The sequence below is a fragment of the Mycobacterium sp. genome (assembly GCF_039583785.1).
Lineage (GTDB): Bacteria > Actinomycetota > Actinomycetes > Mycobacteriales > Mycobacteriaceae > Mycobacterium.
Genome location: NZ_JAVKSG010000001.1, coordinates 166063 through 190162, shown reverse-complemented (window position 1 = coordinate 190162; position 24100 = coordinate 166063). Strand labels below are relative to the sequence as shown.

Sequence of the window (24100 nt, the reverse complement as noted above, 5' to 3'; positions counted from 1 at the left end):
ATGCGGGACGCAACGCGTTCCGAGGAGGAACCGGGCTATCTCTCACTGAAGCCGCTGATGGCTTCGCCGCGCGGCGACCAGTCGACGACAACTGTGTCGACACGACCCGGTGATTTTCCACCCTGCAACAGCAGCAACAACTGTTCACAGGCGTCACGCGGACCCTGCGCAACGACCTGTACCCGGCCGTCCGGACGGTTGGCGGCGTAGCCGGTCAGGCCCAACTCCAGCGCGCGGGATCGGGTCCACCAGCGGAAGCCGACACCCTGTACCCGGCCGTGCACCCACGCGGTGAGCCGGACATCAGCGTCCGGCATCGACGACCCGGAAGTCGACCTTGGTGCCGGCTTTCAGCGTTCGCCCCACCGTGCACACCTGGTCGACGGCGCGCTGAACCACGGTGAGGACGCGTGTCTTCTCGGCGTCGTCCAAGCCCGAAAGGTCGATTTCGAGCGTCTCCTCGAGCAACGGATAGACCTCTTGCTCGCGGTCGGCGTCGCCGGACACCCGAACGGTCGCGTGATAATCGTCACCGAGCCGGCGGACCAACGGCGAGTCGCTGGACATCCCGCTACACGCCGCCAACGCGATCTTCATCAGCTCACCGGGCGTGAACACGCCCTCGACGTCCTCGGAGCCCACCAGCACCTCTGCGCCGCGCGAGCTACGACCGGTGTAGCGGCGCACCCCGGTGCGCTCGACCCAAAGATCAGTCATGGCTCATTTCTACCCGCCTAATGACTCTGCGCTCTGGGCGCGGGTCGCACTTTCGCGCCGTGGACGCAGAGTGAACGCCAGAAGCTGTCAGCCCCGCGGCCGAGGCTGGCAGCGGGGGCAGTAGAACGAGGATCGGTTCATGAATTTGTCCCGGCGGATCACCGCGCCACAACGCTTACACGGTTTGCCTTCGCGGCCATAGACATTCAGCGATCGGTCGAAGTAGCCGGATTGTCCGTTGACATTCACGTACAGCGAGTCGAACGACGTGCCGCCCTGTGCCAGCGCGTCGCGCATCACCTCGTCCGCGGCTCTGAGCAGGCTCGTCAGCTGCGGGCGGGTCAGCTTCTCGGCCAGTCGGGCTCCGTTCACCTTGGCGCGCCACAGTGACTCGTCGGCGTAGATGTTGCCGATCCCCGACACCACGGTCTGGTCGAGCAATTGACGTTTGACCTCGGAGTGCTTGCGCCGCAACAGCTTTACCACGGCACCAATGTCAAACCGCGGGTCCAGAGGATCACGCGCGATGTGGGCGACCGGGACAGGCACCACGCTGTCGTCGACGGTGACCAGATCGGTGAGCTGCCAACCACCGAACGTCCGCTGGTCGACGAAGCTCAGCGTGGTGCCGTCGTCGAGATGCGCGGCGATGCGCAGATGGTTGCCCTGAGCATCGTTGCCGAGCAGCATCTGTCCGCTCATGCCGAGATGCACGACGAGCGCCTGCTCGTCGCCGCTGGGCGCATCCAACGTGAGCCACAAGTACTTTCCGCGTCGGTCGCTTCCGCTGATCCGGGCGTTCAGCAGCCGGGCGGTCAGATCGGCGGGGCCGGCTTCGTGGCGTCGGACGGCACGAGGGTGATGGACCCGGACGGCGGTGATGGTCTTGCCCACCACGTGAGCCTGCAGTCCGCGCCGCACCACCTCGACTTCGGGTAGTTCGGGCATCTAGCCGGCGGTTTCCCCGGGTAGGGCACCGTCGAGTTCGGCCAACGCCTGGCATGCCTGCTCGGCCGCCTTCTGCTCGGCTACTTTTTTGGTCCGGCCGGTTCCAGACCCGTACTCGGCGTCCATCACCACCACGACCGCGGTGAACTCCCGCATGTGGTCGGGCCCGGTGGCGGTGACGCGATAGGACACCGCGCCGAGGCCACGCGCTGCCGTCAACTCCTGCAGGCTGGTCTTCCAATCCAACAGGCCGCCGGCGTCCAATAGGTCGCTGAACAACCGCAGGATCACCCGCCGCGCAGCATCGAGACCATGGTGCAAGTAGATTGCGCCGAGCAATGATTCGAGGCTGTCGGCGAGAATGCTGGACTTTTCGGTCCCGCCGGATTTCAGCTCGCCGCGGCCCAACAGCAGGTGGGTGCCGAGTCCCTGATCGGTCAACGACCGCGCAACCTCGGCCAGTGCCTGGGTGTTGACCACACCGGCCCGCATCTTGGCCAGATCACTTTCCGGCCGTTGCGGATGCCGGTGGTATAGCTCGTCGGTCACGGTCAGACCGAGCACCGCGTCACCCAGGAACTCCAGGCGCTCGTTGGTGGGCAGGCCACCGTGCTCATAGGCGTAGCTGCGGTGGGTCAGCGCCAACGTCAAAAGGTCGTCGGGCAGGTCGACCCCGAGCGCGGCGAGCAGATCACTCACTGCCGGCCCCGCTGTTGTCGCCGAGCATCGTCGTCAGCTTGCTCCAACGCGGGTCGATCTCGTCGTGGTGATGTCCCGGGTCGGCGGTCGCCAGCGCGATGCCGCAGGTGGTGCACAAACCTGGGCAGTCGTGCCTGCATACCGGCGAGAACGGCAGCTCCAGGCCCACCGCGTCGATGATCGGCTGTTCTAGGTCAACGGTGTCGGCGACGACGAGACCGACCTCGTCTTCCTCGGTGGTCGCCCGGGTGAGGCTGTCTGAGTAGGCGAACAGCTCGGTCAGATCGACCTGGATCTGCTCGTGAAATGGCGTCAGGCACCGCGAGCATTCGCCGGTGAGCGGAGCCGACACCGTTCCGCTCACCAACACGCCCTCGGACACCGACTCCACCCGGAAGTCAAGATCCAAGGGAGCGTCGACGGCAATGCCGGCCAGGTCGAGGCCGATGCGAGCAGGGTTCACCACGGTCTCGCGCAGGGCAAACATCGCCCCGGGTCGCCGGCCGAGCCGAGCAATGTTGACGACGAGCGGCGAACTCGAACGTGGTCGTGCCCTATGGGTGTGCTGCCGCGCCATGTCCGCGATTCTACGGACGCTCACCAGCGACCTCGCGCCGCTGGCGGGAGCTACCGCTGGGCGTAGTCGTGCACGCCCGCCGCCGTGCGCAACTGATGACGGCCGCGGTTGACCGAGCGCAGGGTGGTGTTGAGGTGCTCCTCGAACTCGGCGAGCTTGCTGTCGACGTAGATGTCGCACTCGCCGCGCAGTCGGTCGGCCTCCACATGGGCGGCGTCGATCAACCGGGCCGACTCGGCGTTGGCCGACTGCACGACCTCGGTCTGCGACACCAGACGCTGCTGCTCTTTGATGCCTTCCTGCACGGCCTTCTCGTAGGAGATGTTGCCGTTCTCGACGAGCCGGTCGGCCTCGGACTTCGCGCGGGTGGTGGTGGCCTCGTACTCGCGCTTGGCCGACGCGGCGATGCGACCCGCTTCTTCACGGGCCTCGCCGAGCATCCGTTCGCTGTGCTGACGCGCTTCCCCGACCATCCGGTCGGCCTGCGCCTTGGCGTCGGCGAGGATTCGGTCGGCTTCCGCGCGGGCGTGGTGGACCATCGACTCCGACTCGGCGGTCGCCGAGGACACCATGGCGTCCGCGTGCGCCTTGGCGTCGTGCAACAGCGAGTCGCGCGCATCGAGTACGTCCTGGGCGTCGTCCAACTCGCCGGGGATCGCGTCCTTGATGTCGTCGATCAGTTCGAGCACGTCGCCGCGTGGCACCACGCAGCCGGCGGTCATCGGGAGGCCACGCGCTTCCTCGACAATGGCGCCCAATTCGTCGAGCGCCTCAAAAACTCGGTACACGGCAACACCCTCCCGGCATCGTTGTTGTTACCAGTGTGCCTGTTGTTGCATCTGTGACTGCGCTGCCAGGCCCGGTGTGTCGGGCTTTTTAGGTCTCAGAATCGTCCTAACTAGCTGCACACTTGACGTGATTATGTCGATTCTTCCGCACCGGCGACAATCCCGCGCCGCTCCCGAATTGCGGCCGGTGCGGCGTCACGTATCGTGGGAATACCCCCTAGGGGTATTAGGTTGGAGGGATTATGACACAGGTTGCAGGTGCGGTCGCCCACGCGCTGGCACTGTCGGGTTCGATGACGTGGGAAATCCTGTGGGCCCTGATCTTGGGTTTCGCGCTGTCCGCCGTGGTGCAGGCTCTCGTGCGCAGGTCGACCGTCGTGGCACTGCTCGGCGACGACCGCCCACGCACCCTGGCTGTCGCCGCCGGACTGGGCGCCGCGTCCTCGTCGTGCTCCTATGCCGCGGTGGCACTGGCCCGGTCGCTGTTCCGCAAGGGCGCCGACTTCACCGCCGCGATGGCCTTCGAGATCGGCTCGACCAACCTGGTCGTGGAGTTGGGCATCATCCTGGCTCTGCTGATGGGCTGGCAGTTCACCGCCGCGGAGTTCATCGGTGGACCGGTGATGATTGTCGCGGTGGCAGTGTTGTTCCGGTTGTTCGTGCGCTCGCGACTGGTCGATGCCGCCCGAAACCAGGCCGAGCAGGGGTTGGCCGGTTCGATGGAAGGCCATGCCGCCATGGATATGTCGGTCCAGCGCGACGGGTCGTTTCTGCGACGACTGGTGTCGGGGGAGGGCTTCACCTCGGTCTCCCACGTCTTCGTGATGGAGTGGGCCGCCATCCTGCGCGATCTGGTGATCGGGCTGTTGATCGCCGGAGCCATCGGGGCATGGGTTCCCGAATCTTTCTGGCAGCAATTCTTTTTCACCGACCACCCGGTGTGGTCGACGCTGTGGGGTCCGATCGTCGGACCGGTCGTGGCGATCGCCTCGTTCGTCTGCTCGATCGGCAACGTGCCGCTGGCCGCCGTGTTGTGGAACGGAGGCATCAGCTTCGGCGGCGTCGTCGCGTTCATCTTCGCCGACCTGCTCATCCTGCCGATTCTGAACATCTACCGGAAGTACTACGGCACCGTGATGATGCTGACGTTGCTGGGCACCTTCTATGCCGCGATGGTCGCTGCCGGCTACGTCGTCGAATTCCTCTTCGGCGCAGCAGGTCTCATCCCGTCGCAGCGCAACGCCACCGTGATGGAGGCCGGCATCTCGTGGAACTACACCACCTGGCTCAACATCGCCTTCCTCGGGCTTGCGGCGTTACTGGTCGCCCGCTTCGTACTCACCGGCGGCCTTCCGATGCTGCGGGCGATGGGCGGATCCCCCGACGCGGAGCCCGGACACGACTGCCACGCCCACTGACACGGCAGTCCAACCGCATCTGTCGCAAAACTTGAATCCGCTCGCGGATGAAGCTTCACCGCGTGGGGGAACCGCCGCGGCCGCAGGCCGAGGTTCCGTCCGCCGGTGGATTGCCGGCGCGGTAGAGCAACGATTTGAGTTGACGACGATCAGTGGGACTGAGGTGGGCCAGCAGCTGTTCGTCACAGGACGCGACTGCCTCCTCGGCACGCCTGAGCAATGCCTTGCCTTTGCGGGTCAGCCGAGCCGGTAGCGCACGGCCCGACGATGCCGTCGCGGAACGGGCGACCAGGCCGCCCTCCTGGAGCCCTTGCAGAACCTGGTTCATCGCCTGTGCGGTCACGTGTGTGTGGCGGGCCAGCTCGGCGCTGGTGCGGCCCGGATCGTCGTGGAGAATGCGCATGCAGACGAATTCGGGCAACCCCAGACCGAGCGGTCGCAAGGCTCGGACTGCGTAAGGCCGCAGCCGCGCCATCAAGCCGCGCACCAGGAAGCCCAGGGGTTGATCCTCGAATTCGCCCATCACCATCATGCTGACATCAAAGTGCACATCTAGCGCCGCATTGGTCGGCGCGCCGGTGCATCAACTTGGTGACCCGTGGGCGGATCACCCCTCCTTATATCAAGTTTGTTGACATATTCCGGTAGGCCGGGTATCAAGGAGGTTGATGTACAAATTGGCGGCCGGGTCGTTGGGGCTCGTCGCCGTTAGCGCAAGGAGAACAAGGATGTACGGTGATGGATTTGCAGGCGGCCGCGGTTGGGGCGGAACAGGATTCAATGGACCGGGCTCGGGATTCGGCGGACCCGGCTTCGGTGGACGCGGTCATGGCTGGGGCGGACACGGCGGACCTGGAGGGCGCGGCTTCGGTGGACGCCACAAGCGTGTGGCGGTCAGCACGGCTGCGCTGCTACTCGACGGTCCGGCGAACGCGGAGCAGATCGTGCAACGGATTTCTGACGCGACCGACGGCGCCTTCGCGCCCCCGCAGGGAATCGTCGAGCTTGCGATCGGAAAACTGGCCGGCCGCGGTTTCGTAACCGTCAGCGACGGCGTGGCCACCCTGACCGAACTGGGCAAAAATGTCTTGCAATGGAACGGAATCAGCAGCGAGACCATTCACGCACGGCTGACCCACGCCGGAAAGTTCGGTGACGTCGCGAAGATCCGCTGGGGGCTGTTCGAGCTCGCCGGGTTGGCGCGGACCATCCACTGGTCGGGCACCGACACGCAAAAGGAGAAGCTGGCCGAAGCACGGACCACGGTCCTGACCGCGATCACCGAGGCCAAGCAGTCACTGCATGCGGCACTCGCGGAGAGCTGACCTACACCAAACCGTCAGCGCGGCCGTGGCTTTCGCCCGGCCGCGCTGATTATTCACTACCCCTTGGCCGCGCGTAGCTTGTCGGCCACCCGGCGATTCACCGCATCGGGCAGCAGCTTGGTCACGTCACCGCCGAGTGTCGCAACCTCTTTGGCCAACGATGACGAGACGAACGAGTATTGCGGTGCCGTCGCCACGAAAAACGTGTCGACGCCGGCGATGTGCTTGTTCATCTGCGCCATCTGCAGTTCGTATTCGAAATCGGTGCCGGTGCGCAGACCCTTGACGATCGCGGTCATCCCGCGGGAGGTCACGAAATCAACCACCAGACCCTGCCCGGGCTCGACTCGCAGGTTGGGTAGATGCGCCGTCGATTCTTCGATCATCGCAATCCGTTCGTCGACGTCGAACATTCCCCTCTTCGCGGGGTTGACCAGGATCGCCACGACCACCTCGTCGAACTGGGCCGCCGCTCGTTCGAAGACGTCGACGTGGCCCAACGTCACCGGATCGAAAGATCCCGGGCAGACCGCGCCGCTCATGACGCGCGCCGTCGACGATGCAGAGCGAAGCGATGAGGAGGAGCGGCGCTCATGACGCGCGCCGTCGACGATGCAGAGCGAAGCGATGAGGAGGAGCGGCGCTCATGACGAAAGACGGTACACGCTGACTCAAAGCCGTTCGGCCAGCTCCAAGCGGGTGTCGCCGTAAACCCGCTCTTGCCAGGGATCCCAGCCGTCGGGCCACGTCAGGACAGGTCCGCCTGCCGCGCGCTCCACCACTACGACGCTTCCCTTGCGCACCCAGCCGTTGGCCGCCAACGCGGCGAGCAGGCTTTCGACTTCGCCTGCGTCGACGCCGTACGGCGGGTCCGCCAGCACGAGGTCCACCGGCCCGGTAGTTCCGGTGGCCACCACGGCGGCGACTTGGCCGCGCCGTAGGATCGCCCCGGGCAGGCCGAGCGTGGCGATGTTGCGTTCGATCACCGTCGCCGCGCGGCGGTCCGACTCGACGAACACCGCCGATGTCGCACCTCGCGAAAGTGCCTCGAGGCCCAGCGCACCCGAGCCCGCATACAGGTCGAGCACCGCGAGCCCGGTCAAGTCCAGCCGCGCCGTCACAATGTTGAACAACGACTCGCGCACCCGATCGGTGGTCGGCCGGGTTCCCTGCGGCGGGACCGCGATCCGCCGTCCCCCGGCCACACCCCCGACGATGCGCGTCAAATGGCGCCGCTCCTCCGCATCGCGCTACGCGCTCTGCATCGTCGCTGGCGCGTCGAGCACCACCAGCAGGTCGCCGCCTTCGACCTGAGCGGTGTCCGAGACGGCCACCCGCTCGACGGTGCCGTCGGCGGGTGCGGTGATCGGCGCTTCCATCTTCATCGCTTCGATGGTCGCGATGGTCTGGCCGGCGTGCACTTTGTCGCCGACGGAAACCCCGACGGTCACCACACCGGCGAACGGTGCGGCGACGTGATTCGGGTTGCCGCGGTCCGCCTTCTCCGCGGCGGGAACCGCACTGGCGATGCTGCGATCCCGGACCTCCACCGGTCGCAGCTGGCCGTTGATGATGAACATCACCGTGCGCATGCCGCGCTCGTCGGGTTCGGAGATCGCCTCCAACCCGATCAGCAGCTCCACACCGGGCTCCAGCTGCACCCGGTGTTCTTCGCCCTGCCGAAGGCCGTAAAAGAACTGGTTGGCCGACAGCCGCGATATGTCGCCGTAAGTTTCCCGATGAGTCTCGAATTCCGTTGTCGGACCGGGGAACAGCAGCCGGTTCAAGGTGGCCTGCCGTTTGTGTCCTTGCAGCCCCAGCGCGGTCTCGTCCTGCGGACTCAACTCCTGGACCGGCTTGGGTTCGCCACGGCCGGCCAGTGCTTTGGTCCGCAGTGGTTCGGGCCAACCGCCGGCCGGGTCGCCGAGGTCCCCTCGCAAAAAGCCGAGCACCGATTCGGGGATGTCGAATTGCTCCGGATGCGCAGCGAATTCGTCGGCGCTCAGGCCCGCGCCCACCAGTGCCAACGCGAGATCGCCGACCACCTTCGACGACGGCGTGACCTTGATCAGCCGGCCCAGCACCCGGTCGGCGCCGGCGTAGGCCTCTTCGACTTCTTCGAACCGGTCCGCCAGCCCCAGCGCAATGGCCTGCTGGCGCAGATTCGAGAGTTGTCCGCCGGGGATCTCGTGGTGATAAACCCGCCCGGTCGGTCCCGGCAGCCCGGATTCGAACGGGGCGTAGACCTTTCGCAACGCCTCCCAGTACGGCTCCAGCGCGCACACCGCGGACAGCGACAACCCGGTGTCGTAATCGGTGTGCGCGGCGGCCGCCACGATCGAACTCAATGCGGGCTGGCTGGTGGTGCCCGCCATCGGGGCCGACGCGCCGTCCACAGCGTCGGCGCCGGCCTGCCACGCGGCGATGTAGCTGGCCAGCTGACCGCCCGGCGTGTCGTGGGTGTGCACGTGCACCGGCAAGTCGAAGCGACTGCGCAAAGCACCGACCAGTTCCCGCGCCGCCTGCGGGCGCAACAGGCCGGCCATGTCCTTGATCGCCAGCACGTGCGCGCCGGCCGCCACGATCTGGTCGGCCAGCTTCAGGTAATAGTCCAGCGTGTACAGATTCTCGGCCGGGTCGGACAGATCGCCGGTGTAGCACATTGCGACTTCGGCTATCGCAGAACCTGTTTCGCGTACAGCGTCGATCGCGGGCCGCATCGACTCAAGGTTGTTCAGCGCATCGAAGATCCGAAAGATGTCGATCCCCGTTGCGGTGGCCTCCTCGACGAATGCCGAGGTGACCAGCTCCGGGTAGGGGGTGTAGCCAACGGTATTGCGGCCCCGAAGCAGCATCTGCAGGCAGATGTTGGGCATCAACTCGCGCAGTTCCGCCAGCCGCTCCCAGGGGTCTTCCTTGAGGAATCGCAGCGCCACATCGTATGTCGCACCGCCCCAACATTCGACCGACAGCAACTGCGGCGTGGTGCGGGCGATATATGGCGCAACCAAACCCAGCCCGCTGGTGCGGACCCGGGTCGCCAACAGCGACTGGTGGGCGTCCCGGAAGGTCGTGTCGGTGACGCGGACGCCCGAGGAATCCCTCAGCCAGCGCGCGAAGCCTTCGGGGCCCAATTCGACCAGCAGTTGCTTGGAGCCGGCCGGCGGCGCCTTGGTCAGATCGATGTCGGGCAGCTTGTCCTGCGGATAGACCGCCGACGGCCTTGATCCGTGCGGCTTGTTGACCGTCACGTCGGCCAGGTAGTTGAGGATCTTGGTGCCGCGGTCGGCCGACGATCGCGCGGTGAGCAGCGCCGGATGTTCCTCGATGAACGAAGTCGTGACGTGGCCGGCCTGGAAATCCGGGTCGTCCAGAATTGCCTGCAGGAATGGGATATTCGTCGACACACCGCGAATCCGGAACTCCGCGATGGCGCGGCGCGCCCGGCTGACCGCGGTCGGGAAGTCCCGCCCGCGGCAGGTGAGCTTGACCAACATAGAATCGAAATGGGCGCTGATCTCCGCGCCGAGATTCGTCCCGCCGTCAAGACGGATGCCCGCACCGCCCGGGCTGCGGTAGGTGGTGATCCGTCCGGTGTCGGGCCGGAACCCGTTGGTTGGGTCCTCGGTGGTGATCCGGCACTGCAGCGCGGCCCCGCGCGGGCGGATGGATTCCTGGCGTAATCCCAAGTCCTCCAGTGTCTCTCCGCCCGCGATACGCAGCTGGCTGGACACCAGGTCGACGTCGGTGATCTCCTCGGTCACGGTGTGCTCGACCTGGATCCGCGGATTCATCTCGATGAAGACGTGATTGCCACGCTCGTCGAGCAGGAACTCCACGGTTCCCGCGCAGCTGTACCCGATGTGGCGGGCGAAGGCCACCGCGTCGGCACAGATCTTCATCCGCAATTCCTCGGACAGGTTCGGCGCCGGCGCCAGCTCGACGACCTTCTGGTGGCGCCGCTGCACGCTGCAGTCCCGCTCGTAGAGATGAATCACGTTGCCGCGGGTGTCCGCCAAGATCTGAACCTCGATGTGGCGGGGGTTGAGCACCGCCTGCTCGAGGTAGACCGTCGGATCCCCGAACGCCGACTCCGCCTCCCGGCTGGCCGCCTCGATGGCTTCGCGCAACGCGTCCGCATCGGTGACCCGCCGCATGCCGCGACCACCGCCGCCGGCGACGGCTTTGACGAACAACGGGAAATCCATCCCGTCCGACGCCGCCACCAAATCGTCGACCGACGACGACGGCGCCGACGACGTCAAAACCGGCAGACCCGCTTCTCGAGCCGCGGCGACCGCGCGGGACTTGTTGCCGGTCAACGACAGCACTTCGGCCTTCGGGCCGACAAAAGTGACGCCCTTCTTCGCGCACTCCGCAGCCAGCTGAGGGTTCTCCGACAAGAACCCGTAGCCCGGGTACACCGCGTCGGCGCCCGCGCGGCGGGCGGTGTCGACGATCTCGCTCACCGACAGGTACGCCCGCACCGGGTGCCCGATCTCGCCGATCTGATAAGACTCGTCGGCCTTCAAGCGGTGCAGCGAATTTCGATCCTCGTACGGGTAGACAGCGACGGTGCCGACGCCGAGTTCGTAGGCGGCCCGGAATGCGCGAACCGCGATCTCGCCGCGATTGGCAACCAGCACTTTAGAGATCAACGTACGTCCCTATTTCTGTTGTCGGGATGGGCAGGTTGTTCAGATCAGCGTGGACCAGTAATCCCAGAACCGGACCACAATCAGCAGAAAGACCGCGGTGAACCAGATCGTGGCAATCGACCACCGCCAATGATGCAACTCACGCACGACGACTCCGCCGCGGTCATCACCGGACGGCCCGAACGCGATCGAGGCGACCACCACCAGCAGCGAGACGGTCATCAGCCACACCACCATGCAGTACGGGCACAGGGCGCCGATGCGATAGAGGCTCTGGAAGATCAGCCAATGCACGAAAACGGCGCCGAACAGCGCGCCGAAGGTCATGCCCACCCAATACCATCGCGGCAGTAGCACTTTGGCCACCGTCAGCACACCGGTGACGGTCACCACGGCGAACGCCGCGATACCGATCAACGAGTTCGGAAAGCCGAACGCCGATGCTTGCGGCGTTGTCATCACAGAACCGCAGGCCACGACCGGGTTGAGATTGCACGACGGCACGTACGCCGGGTTGATCAGGAGTTCGACCTTCTCGACGGTGAGCGTGGCCGAGGCGATCAGACCGAGCACACCCGCAACGAGAATCCACCACGCACCCGCCGCCGACGGAGCCATTGAAGCACCAGACTTCTGAGTCGAGTCTTCTACCGGCCCATCGGATTTGGCTGATGTCGTGGCTGTCACGATGCCGCTGGTGTCGCAGCCGAGTCGATTCCCGGGACGTCCCCGACGATCCCTTTGATCTTGGCGACAAAGGCTTCCGGCGTCGAGAACGCGTAGTCCTGGCCGTTGATGCGGACCGTGGGCGTGGCATGAATGCCCGCGGACGCGACCAGTCCGTCGACCATCGGCAGGTACTTGCCGTCTTTGACGCACTGGGGGACCGTGCCCACCACACCGGCCTCGCGGGCCAACTCGATCAGCTTCGCGTTGTCAGGAAACGACGTTCCGGTCTCGGAGGGCTGAATCTCCTTGCTGTACAACGCCGTATGGAATCGACGGAAGGCATCGATCGACTCGTCGGCGACGCAGTAGGCGGCGTTGGCGGCGCGCGACGAGTAGTCCTGGTTCTGTGGCCGGCTCAGGAAGCCCGTCATGTAGTAGTCGGCGGCGATAGCGCCGTCGTTGATCAGCTTGGACACCGTCGGTCCGAAATTCCGCTCGAAATTGCCGCAGGCCGGGCAGAGGAAGTCTTCGTAGAACGAGACCACGGCCTTCGGATCGTGGGTGCCGTCCTTGGTGACGAGCTTGCTGGTCGTCACCCGGATCGCCCGCGCGGCGTTGGCGGCGGTCTTCTTGTCGTGCGAGATCACGATGTAGCCGACCAGAACGACGGCGAAGATCACCACGATCAAGGTGAGCCCGATCCTGACCAGGAGGTCGCGTCGCCGGCTGGCGGCGTTCAGGTCGTATTTGGGACGGTTAGATTTTGCGGCTTTTTCGGCCATGGGTTTGTTCACCATTCCGGATTGTCGGCTTCGCTGCCCGACCGCGGTGCGGTCGGCGATAGCGTCTAAGCCTACCGGCGTCGCTAATGCCAGGTCAGGCGCGGCTGAGGTGAGCGCGCAAGGCCGAGATCAACTCTGCCGTGGCCAGTGCGCTGCCCCCGCCCAGCGGGAACAGGCTCGCGAACCCGTGCGTCAGCGATCCCATCGAGCGGAGGTCGACGTGGGTACCGGCCGCAGTCAGCGCTGCGGCGTAGCTGTCGCCCTCGTCGCGTAGCGGATCGAAACCGGCGGTCGCGATCAGCGCGGGTGGCAGCCCCGACAGCGACTCGGCCAGGAGCGGCGAGATGCGCGGATCGGTTGGGTCGGCGTCCGATGCGCCCAGATACTGCTCGGAGAACCAGTCGATGTCGGCCTTGGTGAGCAGGAAGCCGTCGGCGAACAGGGTCAGCGACCTGGTCTGCGCGGTGAAGTCGGTGCGCGGGTAAAGCAGCCACTGCAGGACCGGCTGCTGACCGCCCTCGTCACGCGCGATCTGCGACACGATGGCGGCCAGGTTGCCGCCGGCACTGTCGCCGCCCACGGCGACTGTGCCCGGAACCGCGCCGAGTTCCTCGGCGTGCTCGCACGCCCACCGGAATGCTGCATAGGCGTCGTCGACGGCAGCCGGCGCCGGGTGCTCGGGGGCCAGCCGGTAGTCGATCGACAGCAGGTGGACCTCGGCGTCCCGGCACGTCAACCGGCAGAGCGGGTCGTGGGTGTCCAGATCACCGAGCGCCCATCCGCCACCGTGGTAGAACACCACCAGCGGCGCCGGGCTGGACGTCGCCGGATGGTAATGCCGCGCGGGGATCGGGCCGGCAGGTCCAGGAATCGTCACGTCGCTGACACCCACGTGGATCAGAGGCCCGCCGAAGCCTCGGGTCATCTCGCGCATCTGAGTCCGCGAGACGTCGACGTCGTGGCCGATCACCAGCCCGTTCATCCCGAATGCGCGCATTCCGGCCAGCGCCAGCTGCAGCGTGGGATCCAGCGTGTTGCCGTCGATGGCAACCTCACGGCCGCCCGACAGCAGCCGTTTCGCGCGGGTGGGTACCCACGGAATCACCTTCAGACCGGCGGTGGTGGCGGCGCTCTGCAACCGCGCTTGCCAGCCAACGGTCTTGAGCTGCGGATCCGGCACGCCTGGCAGACTTCGTGTCATGTCTGATTCCTTGAGTCCCTCGGTCCCACTGAACGACGGTAGTTCCATCCCCACGCTCGGATTCGGCGTTTTCAAAGTCCCGCCCGCGGACACCGAGCAAGCGGTGACCACCGCCCTGCGCGCCGGCTACCGCCACATCGACACCGCCGCGGTCTACGGCAACGAACGCGAAACCGGTCGCGCGGTCGCCGCGTCCGGCGTGCCCAGGGACGAACTTTACTTGGTCACCAAGTTATGGAACTCCGAGCAGGGCTACGACAGCACCCTGGCCGCCTTCGACGTCAGCATGGAGCGGCTGGGGATCGACTACCTGGACCTTTATCTGGTGCATTGGCCGATGCCGAAGCGCAACACGTTCATCGACACCTTCAAGGCGTTCGCCCATCTCCGTGACCAGGGCCGCGTCCGGTCCATCGGTGTCAGCAACTTCGAGCCCGATCACCTCACGGCACTCGTCGATGCCACCGGGATCGTGCCCGCCGTCAACCAGGTCGAGCTGCACCCTCGACTGCCGCAAACCGAGTTGCGGAAGGTGCACGCGCGCCTCGGCATCGCCACCGAAGCGTGGGGCCCGCTCGGACAGGGATCGTTGCTGAGCGACCCCGTCGTCACCACCGTCGCCGAGGGCGTCGGCCGGACACCGGCCCAGGTTCTGATTCGCTGGCATATCCAACTCGGTACTATCGTCATCCCTAAGTCGGTAACCCCTGAGCGCATCGCGAGCAACTTCGACGTGTTCGATTTCGAATTGAGCGAAAAAGACATGGCGACAATCTCTTCGCTCGACGACGGGAACCGGCTCGGCCCAGATCCACGAACCTTCGACTTCACAGGCAGGTGAAAGATGTCGGGCGGCCCTGACCTTTCAGTCCCCTCCATTGCGCTCAACGACGAGAACACGATGCCGGTCCTCGGCCTCGGTGTCGCTGAACTGTCTGATGGCGAAACCGAGCGCGCGGTGTCGACGGCGCTTGAGGTCGGCTATCGGCTGATCGACACCGCCGCGGTGTACGGCAACGAGGAAGCCGTCGGCCGCGCGATCGCGGCTTCCGGAATCCCCCGCGCGGAGCTGTTCATCACCAGCAAGGTCGCCAACGCCGACCATGGGTTCAACACCGCGCAGGACGCCGTCAAGGTCAGTCTCGACAAGCTCGGCCTGGACTACGTGGACCTGTTCCTCGTGCACTGGCCGGTGGCGCAGCGGGGTAAGTACGTGGACACCTTCGGCGGCCTGATCCAGGCCCGCGGCAACGGCCACACCCGTTCGATCGGGGTGTGCAATTTCAACGAGGAATATCTGGAGACGGTCATCGACCTGACCTACTTCATCCCTGCGGTCAACCAGATCGAGCTGCACCCACTGCTCAACCAGGCTGAGATGCGCGCAGTGAACGCGCAGCACAACGTCGTCACCGAGGCCTACAGCCCACTGGCCGTGGGCAGACTGGTGGACCACCCGACCGTGACGTCGATCGCCGGCGAATACGGTCGCTCCCCCGCGCAGGTGCTGATCCGGTGGAGCATCCAGCTGGGCAACGTGGTGATCCCACGGTCCGGCAACCCCGAGCGGATCGCCGACAACTTCGACGTCTTCGATTTCGAGTTGACCGCCGCGCACATGGCAGCGCTCAACGGGCTGCACGACGGCACCCGCGTGCGGCCGGATCCGCTGACCTACACCGGCGCTTAGCTTCCGGGTCGGGCAGCTTGCCGAGTGCGAAACTCACGACGCCGAGGCGGGGTGTCGCGTCGTCAGATGACCATTCGACGGCTGAGCGGTGCGACGGGAGGCCGTCGAAGCCGCGGGCCGGCGGCGCAGTCACGAGGCAGCTGACCCCAGCCGAGCGCTAATGCGACACCAGCTCAACCTTTCGGACACGTCTGAGCAGCGTCGCGCAAGACAGCGGCTGAAGGTGCATCGACAGGCAACCCGTATCCTCGCAGCACTGCGATGAATTGCATCGCGTACTGACAGTGGAAAGCGGCGTTGGGCGGCATCCACAACGCAGGTTCCTTGTCACCCTTGTCTTGATTAGCCTGGCCCTCTACCGCCAGCAGGTTGGCCGGATCATTGGCAAAGCGCACGCGCATTTCGTCCGTCCATCCATAGGCGCCCATGTCCCATCCGTAAGCCAGCGGCACGATGTGATCGATCTGCACCGCCTCACCGACCTTGGCGCCGCGGTGAAAATTGATGGTGGCGTTGGTGTACGGGTCGTGTAGGACTCCAGTTTCGACAGCGTCGGGACAGCGTTTGATCGACACATAGGTCTTGTCGACCAGGTCGCGGTTGAGGATGTCGTCGCGGGTATCGCAGCCGTTGTGGCCGCCGGGCGCATCGTTGTCGTCGGTCCAGGCATCACCGAAGGCCGCACGACGGTAGTCGTAGCGGCGAATTCTAAACGGCACCACAGCGATTCCGGCCAACACGTCCACGCCAGGCTGCACGGTCGGCACGTCGGCCTGAGCCGCGAACTCCCGGTCTCGATCCCCCGCTGACGTGACCACCACCTGATAGGCAACCAGCACCGTCAGAATCGTGACTACCGAAAGCCACAGCCATGTCCTGCGCGTCATGACTTATCCAGGAATTCGATGCGCTCGTTACCGGTGAACGGCGCCGCCAGTAACGACAGACCCGGATGCACCCCTGGGTCTTCGTACGCCCGTTCACAGAACTCCCGGGCCGCTTCGATGACCTCGCGGTGGTTGATCAGAGACAGCAGACGAAGTGTGATCGCGCGACCGGATTGGCTGCGGCCCAACACATCTCCCTCACGACGTTCCTGCAGGTCAAGGTCGGCGAGCTCGAACCCGTCGAGTGTTCCCGCGACTGCGCTCAGCCGGCGACCCGCACGGGAATGCGGCGCCATCCACGTGGCCAGCAGGCAGATGCTCGCGTGTTCACCCCGACCGATGCGACCGCGCAGCTGATGCAGTTGGCTGATGCCGAACCGGTCAGCGTCCATCACCAGCATCACGGTCGCGTTGGGCACGTCGACGCCGACCTCGATCACGGTGGTGCACACCAGCACGTCGATCTCACCGGCCCGGAAGGCCGCCATCACAGCGTCCTTCTCGTCGCCGCTCAGCCGTCCGTGCATGAGTCCCAGCCGCAAACCGGCCAGCTGGTCGCTGCCCAACCGGCGGTAGAGCTCTTCGACTGTCGCCGAGGGCCGTTGATCCTTCTCGCTCTGACCACCGCTGTCGGAGTCGTCGATCCGCGGCGCCACCACGTAGGCCTGCCGGCCCTGGCGCACTTCCTCGATGATGCGATGCCAGGCCCGGTCAAGCCAGGCGGGTTTGTCGTTGACGAAGATCGCGGTGGTGGCGATCGGCTGACGGCCCCGGGGAAGCTCTCGCAGCGTGGACGTTTCGAGGTCGCCGAACACCGTCAGCGCCACGGTCCGCGGAATCGGAGTCGCGGTCATCACCAGCAGGTGCGGCGTGATGCCGTCGGGCGCCTTGGCCCGCAACTGGTCTCGCTGTTCCACGCCGAACCGGTGTTGCTCGTCGACGACCACCATGCCGAGCTTGTGAAAATCGACCGCGTCCTGCAGCAGCGCATGCGTGCCGACGACGACGCCGACCTCGCCGCCGGCGATCTCGGCACGAACCTGCTTTTTCTGGGCCTGCGACATCGAACCGGTCAGCAGCGCCAGCCTGGTCGCGTTGTTGTCCCCACCCAACTGACCACCCATCGCCAGTGGTCCGAGCACATCTCTGATCGACCGAAGATGCTGCGCGGCAAGTACCTCGGTGGGAGCCAGCAGTGCGCATTGATATCCGGCGTCGACCATCTGCAGCATCGCCAGGACCGAGACGATGGTCTTGCCCGAACCCACCTCACCCTGCAGCAGCCGGTTCATCGGCCGGTTCGCCGCGAGCTCGCCAGACAGAACCTCCAGGACTTCGCGCTGGCCGGCGGTCAACTCGAATGGCAAGCGATGTAGCAGTTCGTGTTTGAGGCCTTTCGACATCGACGGCGCCACCGGCCCGGACCGGGCCAGTTCGCCGTGGCGCCGGCGAACCAGCGCCCACTGCAGACCCACCGCTTCGTCGAAGGCCAACCGTTCCTTCGCCCGTCGCCGGTCGTCGGCGTTCTCTCCCAAGTGGATGGCGTGCAAAGCCTCGTCCTCGGACGCTAGATTATATGCGGCACAGAGCTTTTCGGGGAGCGGGTCGGGTATCGGGTCGAGCACCTCCAGTACCTGGCGGACGCAGTTGAAGATGTCCCAGCTCTGCAACTTCGCACTGGCCGGGTAGATGGGGTAGAAGCTGCGCTCGAACGCCTCCTGCAACACTTCCCCGCTCACCGCCTGCGAGGCGTCGGCGATCATCTTCAGCGACCGGCTGCCGCGGTTGCGTCCGTCGGCGGTGTCCAGCACCAGGAAATCGGGATGGGTGAGTTGCATGGCACCGCCGAAATAGCCGACTTCCCCGGACAGCATGACGCGGGTCCCGGTGGTCAGCTGGTCGGTGATCCATTTCTTGGGATGGAAGAACGTGGCGGTGACCTTGTTCCGCCCGGAACCGAGGGTGACGCGAAATAGTTTGTCCTTGGGTCGGTTTCGTATCGACCGCAGGGCCGTGTCGGTAATCTCGTCGACGAGCGTCACGTGCTCGCCCTCCGGCGGCCGCTCGGCGTCGGCGCCGCGGACTCCTGCGCCCTCGACATAGCTGCGTGGGTAGTGACGGAGCAGGTCGTCGATCGTCTGGATGCCGAACACCTCGTCGAGCGGGCCCGCGGCCTTGGCGCCGACGACGAAATCGAGGCGATCGCGCAGCGACACCATGGCTACTCGACTCCTACCAGTAGCGCGTCGCCGCGGTGCCCGGTGCGGTACATCGCGAGTTCGATGCCCGGATGGCGGTCGTGGACGTGATCTTGCAGCGCCGACTCGACGGCATCGGCGTCGATACCGTCACCGATGAGCACGGTGATCAGCTCGCCACCGGCGCCCAGCAGCAGATCGATCAGACCGGTCGCGGCCAAGGCGACGTCGGGCGCCACGATCAGCACCTCGCCGCCGGCAAGGCCCAGCCCGTTGCCCGGTTCGCAGGTGCCGGCCCACGTCAACGCCGTTTCGGTCGCGACGCGCACTGCCCCGTGCCGCGCATCGCCCGCGGCGCGCGCCATGATGTAGCCGTCGTTGACGGCTTGGCGCCCGGGTTCGTGGACCGCGAGCGCGGCCAGCCCCTGCACCATCGATCCGGTGGGTAGTGGAACCACGTCGATGCCCCAGCCGATGGCTGCGGTGCAGCCGGCCACCAGTTCCTCGGCGGGCACATAGCCGTTGGGCAGCACCATCACCTGAGCGGCCCCGGTGTCGACGACCGCACGCAGCAGCTGCGCAGCGGTGATCACCGTCGTCGGGTCCTCGGCGAGCGGGTGGGGCCGCAGCACGCACGCGCCCTCGTCGGCGAACAGTTCGGCCGCGCCGTCTCCGTCGACGACGGCCAGCACCGCCCGCTCGCGGGTCCAACTGCCCGGCGGCAACCCACCGGTGCCGCTGGTCAGCATCGAGATCTGGATGCGCCGCGGGTTGCCCAACGTCAGACCCGCCTCGATGGCCGCTCCTGCGTCGTCGGTGTGGACGTGCACCGAGTAGCCGCCGACCACGCCGGAGGTCGCGATGGCCACCGATTCGCCGAGTTCGTCCAGCCGCTCGCGCAACTGATCGGCAGCGTCGGCGTCGCACCCACCCAGCAGGTACATCACCTCGAACTGCGGCGCCGGGGGTTGCGCGGAGATCTCGGGGGTGCGCTGACGCGGGGCCGGCTCGTAGACGGCGCGGCTCGGCGCCTGCCCGGTGACCGTCGAGCGCAGAGCGTCGAGCAGGACCAGCAGGCCGCGACCGCCGGCGTCGACCACGCCGGCGTCCCGCAGCACGTCGAGCTGCTCGGGGGTTTTCTCCAGCGCGACCACCGCGGCCTCACCGGCGGCCACGACCGCATGCGACAGCCCCGCGTCTGCTGCTTGTGCGACGGCCTCACCGGCGGCCTTGAGCACCGAAACGATCGTTCCCTCGACCTCTCGACCGCCCATCGAAGCGATGACCAGGTGGACCCCGCGCTGCAGCGCCGCCCCGAGCAGCGCGGCGTCGATGTCGTGAAGTTCGTCGCCCGCCTCGGTGGAAGCGTGGGCGGTGACGTCGGCGAAGCCCCGCAGAATCTGCGACAGGATCACCCCGGAGTTGCCCCGCGCGCCGTTCAGGGCGCCGGCGGACAGGGCGGCGGCCGTCTTGACGACGTCGTCGGATTTCGCCTCGGTGTTGGCCTCGGCGAGGGCGGAACGCATGGTGAACAGCATGTTGACGCCGGTGTCGGCGTCGGCGACGGGGAAGACGTTCAGCCGGTTGATCTCGTCGATGTGAGTGATCAGGTCACCGACGGAGGTGTGCGCCCAGTCACGCAGAGCGGACGCGTCCAGCGCACGACCCGGCCCGGCCAGCCCAGACCCCACCTCGCTCAATCCCACCTGGCTCGATTCCACCTGACAGTCACCTCCTCATGCCGCCATCGGTGGGCGCCAGCCTATCTATTGGCGGCGACAGCACAGGTCACATACCGCGCGCCGGTTGTTGACCGTTTTGGCGGTTCGGCCCCGGGACGGCTATTCTGGGCAGGTCGTCGGGCCACCCGTCGCTCGGTTGTTGGCCCCAGAGTCTGAGGAGTTTCACCTATGGCTGCCGTCTGCGATATCTGCGGGAAGGCCCCCGGCTTCGGCAAGTCGGTGTCGCACTCTCATCGCCGGACCAGCCGTCGGTGGGATCCGAACATTCAGAGCGTGCGGGTTGCCGACCGACCCGGTGGCAACAAGCACCGTGTCAACGTCTGCACGTCGTGCATCAAGGCCGGCAAGGTCGTCCGCGGCTAAAGCTTTCACGCCGGTCTGGTTACGGAAGCTTCCAGTCGATAGGTTCGGCACCCAGCTGGGCGAGCAGTTCGTTGGCGTGGCTGAACGGTCGCGAGCCGAAGAATCCCCGCGACGCCGACAGTGGTGAGGGATGCGGCGATTCGATGGACAGACAATCGCTACCGGCCAGCATCGGCTTCAGTGTCGACGCGTCTTTGCCCCACAGGATGGCCACCATCGGCTGGCGGCGATCCACCAGCGCGCGGATCGCGCATTCGGTCACCACCTCCCAGCCCTTGCCGCGATGCGACGCCGGGTTGCCCGGTCGCACGGTGAGCACGCGGTTCAGCAGCAACACGCCCCGCTCGGCCCACGGCGTGAGGTCACCGCTGGAAGGCGCCAGGTAGCCGAGGTCTTTGGCGTATTCGCGGAAGATGTTCTCCAGGCTTCGCGGCAACGGGCGTACGTCTGCGGCCACCGAAAAGCTCAGTCCGACAGCATGTCCGGGCGTGGGATAGGGGTCCTGCCCGACGATCAGCACCCTGACCTTGTCGAAAGGAAAAGTGAAGGCGCGCAACACGTTGTCCCCGGCCGGCAGGTAGCCGCGGCCGGCGGCGATCTCCCCTCGGAGGAACTGACCCATGTTGGCCACCTGCTCCTCGACGGGCTGCAGCGCGGTCGCCCACCCGTCATCGATCAGCTCACGCAGCGGTCGTGCGGTCACACCAAACCCTTCACCAACAACACCACCGAGTCGGCTCCTGCCGCATGATCCTTCCCGCACCGGGTCACCCTACTGTCCAAAGGATTGCCAGCCCGCATACCCGCGCCACGGCGCACCGTCGACAAGAACCTCCGACGGCCCTTGAAGCACCCGCCCGATCACCCGCCATCCGGCGGGGACCGGACCCGCGAACGCCGCGACCAGAGCGTGGTCTTCCCCCCCGCCGAACACCCAGTCCCACGGATCGGCACCGACCGCCGCGGCAGCGGCCGCCAGCGCCTCTCGGTCGGCCTTCAGCGCCTCGCGGCTCAGATCAATAGCCACGCCGGACGCCTCGGCCACATGACGCAGATCGCCCACCAGGCCGTCGGAGACGTCGATCATCGCCTCAGCGCCGGCCTCGGCGGCGGCAGAACCCTGCCGGTACGGCGGTTGCGGCACCAGGTGGCGCTGGCGCAACTCAGTGAAACATTCGATCTCTTTGTCCCACAACGCATATCCGGCAGCCGAACAGCCCAACTGGCCCGCGACGGCCAGCTGCGAACCGGGCCGCGCACCGGATCGCAACACCGGGGCCCGGCCGCCGAGATCGCCGAGCACGGTCACCGACACCACCCACTGCGGGCTGCTGACCACGTCTCCCCCGACGATGACCGCACCGATCCGTCCGGCCTCGTCCCACATCCCGTCGGCCAGCGCGGTGACGTGTGCGACCGGGGTGTCTGCCGGCGCGCCGAATCCGACGACGAACGCGGTGATCCGTGCGCCCATCGCCTCGATGTCGGCAGCATTCTGCGCCATGGCTTTACGGCCGACATCGTGCGGCGTCGACCAGTCCAGCCGAAAATGCCGGCCCTCGACGAGCATGTCGGTGGACACCACCACGCGGCCGTCGCCGGCGCCGACCACGGCGCCGTCATCGCCCGATCCGATGACGACATCGCTGGACGCGGGTCGACCGTGAGTCAGCCGCTCGATCACGCCGAACTCACCCAGCTCACCCAGCGTCTGATCCGGCTCACCACTGCCCACGCCGACAACGGTAGGTTCTAGGACGCCGAGATCGAGCAGAGGGTGAGGCAATGACCGACTCCGAAGGCCCGCCGCGGGCAGCGCTGATCGCCGCTTTGGTGGTGGCGATCGGCACGATCGGCGTCATCCTGGCCGTCGCCGCGACCCGCCACCGGACGGGGCCGACGGTCGTCGCCGCCCTACCCGCGCCGCAGGCCCACGATCCGGCGTGCCAGAAGCTGCTTGAGGCGCTGCCCCAGCGACTCGGCGACTACGCCCGAGCCCAGCTGGCCCAGCCCGCACCCGTCGGCGTCGCCGCCTGGCAACCCACTGAAGCCGGGGGTCCCGTCGTACTGCGATGTGGCCTCGATCGGCCGGCCGACTTCGTCGTCGGATCCCCGATCCAGGTCGTCGACAACGTGCAATGGTTCGACGTCCCCCAGGATCAGCGATCCACCTGGTTCACCGTCGATCGCGCCGTCTACGTGGCGCTGACTCTGCCGCAGGGCTCCGGACCGACGCCGATCCAACAACTCTCCGAGTTGATCGACCGCGTGCTGCCGGCCCACCCGATCAACCCGTCGAGCCCGAATTAGCGCAGGCCCATCCCCCGCGACAGCGCGGTGTCCACCATGGTGGCCAGCAGGGTTTGGTAGTCCACGCCGCTGGCCGCCCACATCCGGGGATACATCGAGATCGTGGTGAATCCGGGCATCGTGTTGACCTCGTTGATCAACGGCCCGTCTTCGGTGAGGAAGAAATCCACCCGCGCCAGACCGCGGCCGTCGATCGCCTTGAATGCCCGAATCGCCAACTCGCGCACCGTATCACTGACGTCATCGTCGATTTTGGCGGGCACGTCGAGTTCGGCGGCGTCGTCGAGGTATTTGGTCGCAAAGTCGTAGAAAGAGTCCTCGCGCCCGCGGACCCCCGCCACCCGGATCTCGCCGACGGTACTGGCTTGCACTGTGCCGTCAGGGAATTCGAGCACACCGCATTCCAGTTCCCGGCCGACGATCGCCGACTCGACGATCACCTTCGGGTCGTGTATGCGGGCGTGGGCGATCGCGTCGGGCAGTTCCTGGCGGCCGGCCACCCGGCTGACACCGATCGACGAGCCACCGCGAGCGGGTTTGACGTAAGCCGGAAGCCCAAGCCGGTCAAGCTGGTTGGCATCCAGCGTGGGCTCCGACGGTCGCAGCACCGCGTAGTCGCCGATCGGAAGCCCTTCGGCCACCAGTAACTTCTTGGTGAATTCCTTGTCCATACCGGCCGCGCTGGCCAGCACCCCGGCGCCGACGTACGGCACACCGGCGAGCTCGAGCAGACCCTGGATGGTGCCGTCTTCGCCGTACGGCCCGTGCAAAACCGGGAACACCACATCGACCGACGCCAGCACCTCGGCTCCGCCGGGTGACAGTGACACCAACTGACCGGCCCGCCGGGGGTCCGCCGTCAGCGCCAACTCGGTTCCCGACTCCAAACTCACTGCCGGCAACTGCCGGTTGGCGATCGCGAGCGCGTCCGGATCGCCGTCGGTGAGCACCCAGGAGCCTTCCGGGGTGATGCCGACCGCGACAACCTCGAACCTCTCGGGGTCGAGGTTGCGCAGAATACTGCCCGCCGAGACGCAGGAAATAGCGTGCTCGTTGCTGCGTCCGCCGAAGACGACGGCAACCCGGACACGGCCCTGATCGGGCGTGCCGGCGGACAGGCGGGCGTTC

General features: G+C 66.4%; 25 protein-coding genes. 6 read left to right on the top strand and 19 right to left on the bottom strand.

All coding sequences use genetic code 11. The annotated features are described in order from the left end of the window. Positions 1 to 35: 35 nt before the first annotated feature. The 6 genes from ABDV69_RS00965 to sepIVA form a co-directional block, all read right to left on the bottom strand. On the bottom strand, positions 36 to 317 hold the full coding sequence (locus ABDV69_RS00965; protein WP_343571468.1) for an acylphosphatase: 282 nt from the start codon (positions 315 to 317) through the stop codon (positions 36 to 38). Further along, positions 304 to 717, bottom strand: coding sequence for an OsmC family protein (locus ABDV69_RS00960; RefSeq protein ID WP_343571467.1), 414 nt, complete (start codon positions 715 to 717; stop codon positions 304 to 306). The genes ABDV69_RS00965 and ABDV69_RS00960 overlap by 14 nt, the downstream gene beginning before the upstream one ends. Before the next feature lie 87 nt (positions 718 to 804). Continuing rightward, positions 805 to 1665: a bifunctional DNA-formamidopyrimidine glycosylase/DNA-(apurinic or apyrimidinic site) lyase gene (gene mutM, locus ABDV69_RS00955; protein ID WP_343571466.1), complete on the bottom strand. Its 861-nt coding sequence runs from the start codon at positions 1663 to 1665 to the stop codon at positions 805 to 807. Next, complete coding sequence (gene rnc / locus ABDV69_RS00950; RefSeq protein WP_343571465.1) at positions 1666 to 2364, bottom strand: ribonuclease III; 699 nt, start codon at positions 2362 to 2364, stop codon at positions 1666 to 1668. It abuts the gene before it with no gap. Then, the gene (locus tag ABDV69_RS00945) at positions 2357 to 2941 is read right to left on the bottom strand and encodes a DUF177 domain-containing protein (protein ID WP_343571464.1); all 585 of its coding nucleotides are present in this window, start codon (positions 2939 to 2941) and stop codon (positions 2357 to 2359) included. Before ABDV69_RS00945 ends, rnc begins: the two co-directional genes overlap by 8 nt. Positions 2942 to 2991: 50 nt before the next feature. Continuing rightward, on the bottom strand, positions 2992 to 3729 hold the full coding sequence (gene sepIVA / locus ABDV69_RS00940; protein ID WP_343571463.1) for a cell division protein SepIVA: 738 nt from the start codon (positions 3727 to 3729) through the stop codon (positions 2992 to 2994). A 242-nt stretch (positions 3730 to 3971) separates the two neighbouring features. Between sepIVA and ABDV69_RS00935 the strand changes: the two genes are divergently transcribed. Next, the gene (locus ABDV69_RS00935; protein ID WP_343571462.1) at positions 3972 to 5147 is read left to right on the top strand and encodes a permease; all 1176 of its coding nucleotides are present in this window, start codon (positions 3972 to 3974) and stop codon (positions 5145 to 5147) included. Positions 5148 to 5202: 55 nt separating this feature from the next. On the opposite strand, the gene ABDV69_RS00930 is transcribed toward ABDV69_RS00935, so the two are convergent. Beyond that, positions 5203 to 5679, bottom strand: coding sequence for a MarR family transcriptional regulator (locus tag ABDV69_RS00930; protein WP_343571588.1), 477 nt, complete (start codon positions 5677 to 5679; stop codon positions 5203 to 5205). Between the two features lie 196 nt (positions 5680 to 5875). Here ABDV69_RS00930 and ABDV69_RS00925 point away from each other — a divergent pair, with 196 nt between their 5' ends. Then, positions 5876 to 6472 carry a hypothetical protein gene (locus tag ABDV69_RS00925; RefSeq protein ID WP_343571461.1) on the top strand — a complete coding sequence of 199 codons (597 nt, stop codon included), beginning with the start codon at positions 5876 to 5878 and terminating at the stop codon, positions 6470 to 6472. A 56-nt stretch (positions 6473 to 6528) separates the two neighbouring features. On the opposite strand, the gene coaD is transcribed toward ABDV69_RS00925, so the two are convergent. From coaD to ABDV69_RS00895, 6 genes are all read right to left on the bottom strand, one after another. Beyond that, the gene (gene coaD, locus ABDV69_RS00920) at positions 6529 to 7014 is read right to left on the bottom strand and encodes a pantetheine-phosphate adenylyltransferase (protein WP_343571460.1); all 486 of its coding nucleotides are present in this window, start codon (positions 7012 to 7014) and stop codon (positions 6529 to 6531) included. A 129-nt stretch (positions 7015 to 7143) separates the two neighbouring features. Beyond that, positions 7144 to 7698, bottom strand: coding sequence for a 16S rRNA (guanine(966)-N(2))-methyltransferase RsmD (gene rsmD / locus ABDV69_RS00915; protein ID WP_343571459.1), 555 nt, complete (start codon positions 7696 to 7698; stop codon positions 7144 to 7146). 24 nt (positions 7699 to 7722) lie between these two features. Further along, positions 7723 to 11130, bottom strand: coding sequence for a pyruvate carboxylase (locus tag ABDV69_RS00910; RefSeq protein WP_343571458.1), 3408 nt, complete (start codon positions 11128 to 11130; stop codon positions 7723 to 7725). Between the two features lie 39 nt (positions 11131 to 11169). Continuing rightward, entirely contained in the window at positions 11170 to 11748 is a 579-nt protein-coding gene (locus ABDV69_RS00905; RefSeq protein ID WP_343571457.1) for a vitamin K epoxide reductase family protein, read from the bottom strand. 65 nt (positions 11749 to 11813) lie between these two features. After that, positions 11814 to 12581: a DsbA family protein gene (locus tag ABDV69_RS00900; protein ID WP_343571456.1), complete on the bottom strand. Its 768-nt coding sequence runs from the start codon at positions 12579 to 12581 to the stop codon at positions 11814 to 11816. A gap of 94 nt (positions 12582 to 12675) precedes the next feature. Next, positions 12676 to 13782: an alpha/beta hydrolase gene (locus ABDV69_RS00895; RefSeq protein WP_343571454.1), complete on the bottom strand. Its 1107-nt coding sequence runs from the start codon at positions 13780 to 13782 to the stop codon at positions 12676 to 12678. Between the two features lie 10 nt (positions 13783 to 13792). On the opposite strand from ABDV69_RS00895, the gene ABDV69_RS00890 reads away from it, so the two are divergent. Both ABDV69_RS00890 and ABDV69_RS00885 read left to right on the top strand, forming a co-directional pair. Then, entirely contained in the window at positions 13793 to 14623 is an 831-nt protein-coding gene (locus ABDV69_RS00890; RefSeq protein ID WP_343571587.1) for an aldo/keto reductase, read from the top strand. 3 nt (positions 14624 to 14626) lie between these two features. Further along, the gene (locus ABDV69_RS00885) at positions 14627 to 15472 is read left to right on the top strand and encodes an aldo/keto reductase (protein WP_343571453.1); all 846 of its coding nucleotides are present in this window, start codon (positions 14627 to 14629) and stop codon (positions 15470 to 15472) included. A 173-nt stretch (positions 15473 to 15645) separates the two neighbouring features. Here the strand turns inward: ABDV69_RS00885 and ABDV69_RS00880 are convergent, their stop codons facing one another. From ABDV69_RS00880 to ABDV69_RS00870, 3 genes are read right to left on the bottom strand one after another with little or no spacing between them, the layout of a single operon-like run. Then, the gene (locus tag ABDV69_RS00880; RefSeq protein WP_343571452.1) at positions 15646 to 16359 is read right to left on the bottom strand and encodes an HNH endonuclease family protein; all 714 of its coding nucleotides are present in this window, start codon (positions 16357 to 16359) and stop codon (positions 15646 to 15648) included. Further along, complete coding sequence (gene recG / locus ABDV69_RS00875; RefSeq protein WP_343571451.1) at positions 16356 to 18578, bottom strand: ATP-dependent DNA helicase RecG; 2223 nt, start codon at positions 18576 to 18578, stop codon at positions 16356 to 16358. The genes ABDV69_RS00880 and recG overlap by 4 nt, the downstream gene beginning before the upstream one ends. Positions 18579 to 18580: 2 nt before the next feature. Further along, a complete protein-coding gene (locus tag ABDV69_RS00870; RefSeq protein ID WP_343571586.1) occupies positions 18581 to 20215 on the bottom strand; it encodes a DAK2 domain-containing protein in 1635 nt (544 codons plus the stop codon). 252 nt (positions 20216 to 20467) lie between these two features. On the opposite strand from ABDV69_RS00870, the gene rpmB reads away from it, so the two are divergent. Beyond that, on the top strand, positions 20468 to 20662 hold the full coding sequence (gene rpmB, locus ABDV69_RS00865; protein ID WP_067341086.1) for a 50S ribosomal protein L28: 195 nt from the start codon (positions 20468 to 20470) through the stop codon (positions 20660 to 20662). A gap of 19 nt (positions 20663 to 20681) precedes the next feature. On the opposite strand, the gene ABDV69_RS00860 is transcribed toward rpmB, so the two are convergent. Continuing rightward, the gene (locus ABDV69_RS00860) at positions 20682 to 21365 is read right to left on the bottom strand and encodes a uracil-DNA glycosylase (RefSeq protein WP_343571445.1); all 684 of its coding nucleotides are present in this window, start codon (positions 21363 to 21365) and stop codon (positions 20682 to 20684) included. Between the two features lie 69 nt (positions 21366 to 21434). Further along, positions 21435 to 22397 carry a thiamine-phosphate kinase gene (locus ABDV69_RS00855; protein WP_343571443.1) on the bottom strand — a complete coding sequence of 321 codons (963 nt, stop codon included), beginning with the start codon at positions 22395 to 22397 and terminating at the stop codon, positions 21435 to 21437. A gap of 50 nt (positions 22398 to 22447) precedes the next feature. On the opposite strand from ABDV69_RS00855, the gene ABDV69_RS00850 reads away from it, so the two are divergent. After that, positions 22448 to 22972, top strand: a complete 525-nt coding sequence (locus tag ABDV69_RS00850) for a DUF3515 domain-containing protein (protein ID WP_343571441.1) — start codon at positions 22448 to 22450, stop codon at positions 22970 to 22972. On the opposite strand, the gene ABDV69_RS00845 is transcribed toward ABDV69_RS00850, so the two are convergent. Then, positions 22969 to 24090, bottom strand: coding sequence for a D-alanine--D-alanine ligase family protein (locus ABDV69_RS00845; RefSeq protein ID WP_343571585.1), 1122 nt, complete (start codon positions 24088 to 24090; stop codon positions 22969 to 22971). The genes ABDV69_RS00850 and ABDV69_RS00845 overlap by 4 nt on opposite strands. Positions 24091 to 24100: the final 10 nt, after the last annotated feature.

What these genes read in the sequence shown, in the direction of transcription:
- ABDV69_RS00880 (WP_343571452.1), bottom strand. Translation starts at nt 16,359, where the DNA reads ATGACGCGCAGGACATGGCTGTGGCTTTCGGTAGTCACGATTCTGACG.
- ABDV69_RS00960 (WP_343571467.1), bottom strand. Translation starts at nt 717, where the DNA reads ATGACTGATCTTTGGGTCGAGCGCACCGGGGTGCGCCGCTACACCGGT.
- ABDV69_RS00905 (WP_343571457.1), bottom strand. Translation starts at nt 11,748, where the DNA reads ATGGCTCCGTCGGCGGCGGGTGCGTGGTGGATTCTCGTTGCGGGTGTG.
- ABDV69_RS00935 (WP_343571462.1), top strand. Translation starts at nt 3,972, where the DNA reads ATGACACAGGTTGCAGGTGCGGTCGCCCACGCGCTGGCACTGTCGGGT.
- ABDV69_RS00930 (WP_343571588.1), bottom strand. Translation starts at nt 5,679, where the DNA reads ATGATGGTGATGGGCGAATTCGAGGATCAACCCCTGGGCTTCCTGGTG.
- ABDV69_RS00925 (WP_343571461.1), top strand. Translation starts at nt 5,876, where the DNA reads ATGTACGGTGATGGATTTGCAGGCGGCCGCGGTTGGGGCGGAACAGGA.
- mutM (WP_343571466.1), bottom strand. Translation starts at nt 1,665, where the DNA reads ATGCCCGAACTACCCGAAGTCGAGGTGGTGCGGCGCGGACTGCAGGCT.
- ABDV69_RS00850 (WP_343571441.1), top strand. Translation starts at nt 22,448, where the DNA reads ATGACCGACTCCGAAGGCCCGCCGCGGGCAGCGCTGATCGCCGCTTTG.
- ABDV69_RS00900 (WP_343571456.1), bottom strand. Translation starts at nt 12,581, where the DNA reads ATGGCCGAAAAAGCCGCAAAATCTAACCGTCCCAAATACGACCTGAAC.
- ABDV69_RS00895 (WP_343571454.1), bottom strand. Translation starts at nt 13,782, where the DNA reads ATGACACGAAGTCTGCCAGGCGTGCCGGATCCGCAGCTCAAGACCGTT.
- ABDV69_RS00945 (WP_343571464.1), bottom strand. Translation starts at nt 2,941, where the DNA reads ATGGCGCGGCAGCACACCCATAGGGCACGACCACGTTCGAGTTCGCCG.
- rpmB (WP_067341086.1), top strand. Translation starts at nt 20,468, where the DNA reads ATGGCTGCCGTCTGCGATATCTGCGGGAAGGCCCCCGGCTTCGGCAAG.
- coaD (WP_343571460.1), bottom strand. Translation starts at nt 7,014, where the DNA reads ATGAGCGGCGCGGTCTGCCCGGGATCTTTCGATCCGGTGACGTTGGGC.
- ABDV69_RS00885 (WP_343571453.1), top strand. Translation starts at nt 14,627, where the DNA reads ATGTCGGGCGGCCCTGACCTTTCAGTCCCCTCCATTGCGCTCAACGAC.
- recG (WP_343571451.1), bottom strand. Translation starts at nt 18,578, where the DNA reads ATGGTGTCGCTGCGCGATCGCCTCGATTTCGTCGTCGGCGCCAAGGCC.
- ABDV69_RS00965 (WP_343571468.1), bottom strand. Translation starts at nt 317, where the DNA reads ATGCCGGACGCTGATGTCCGGCTCACCGCGTGGGTGCACGGCCGGGTA.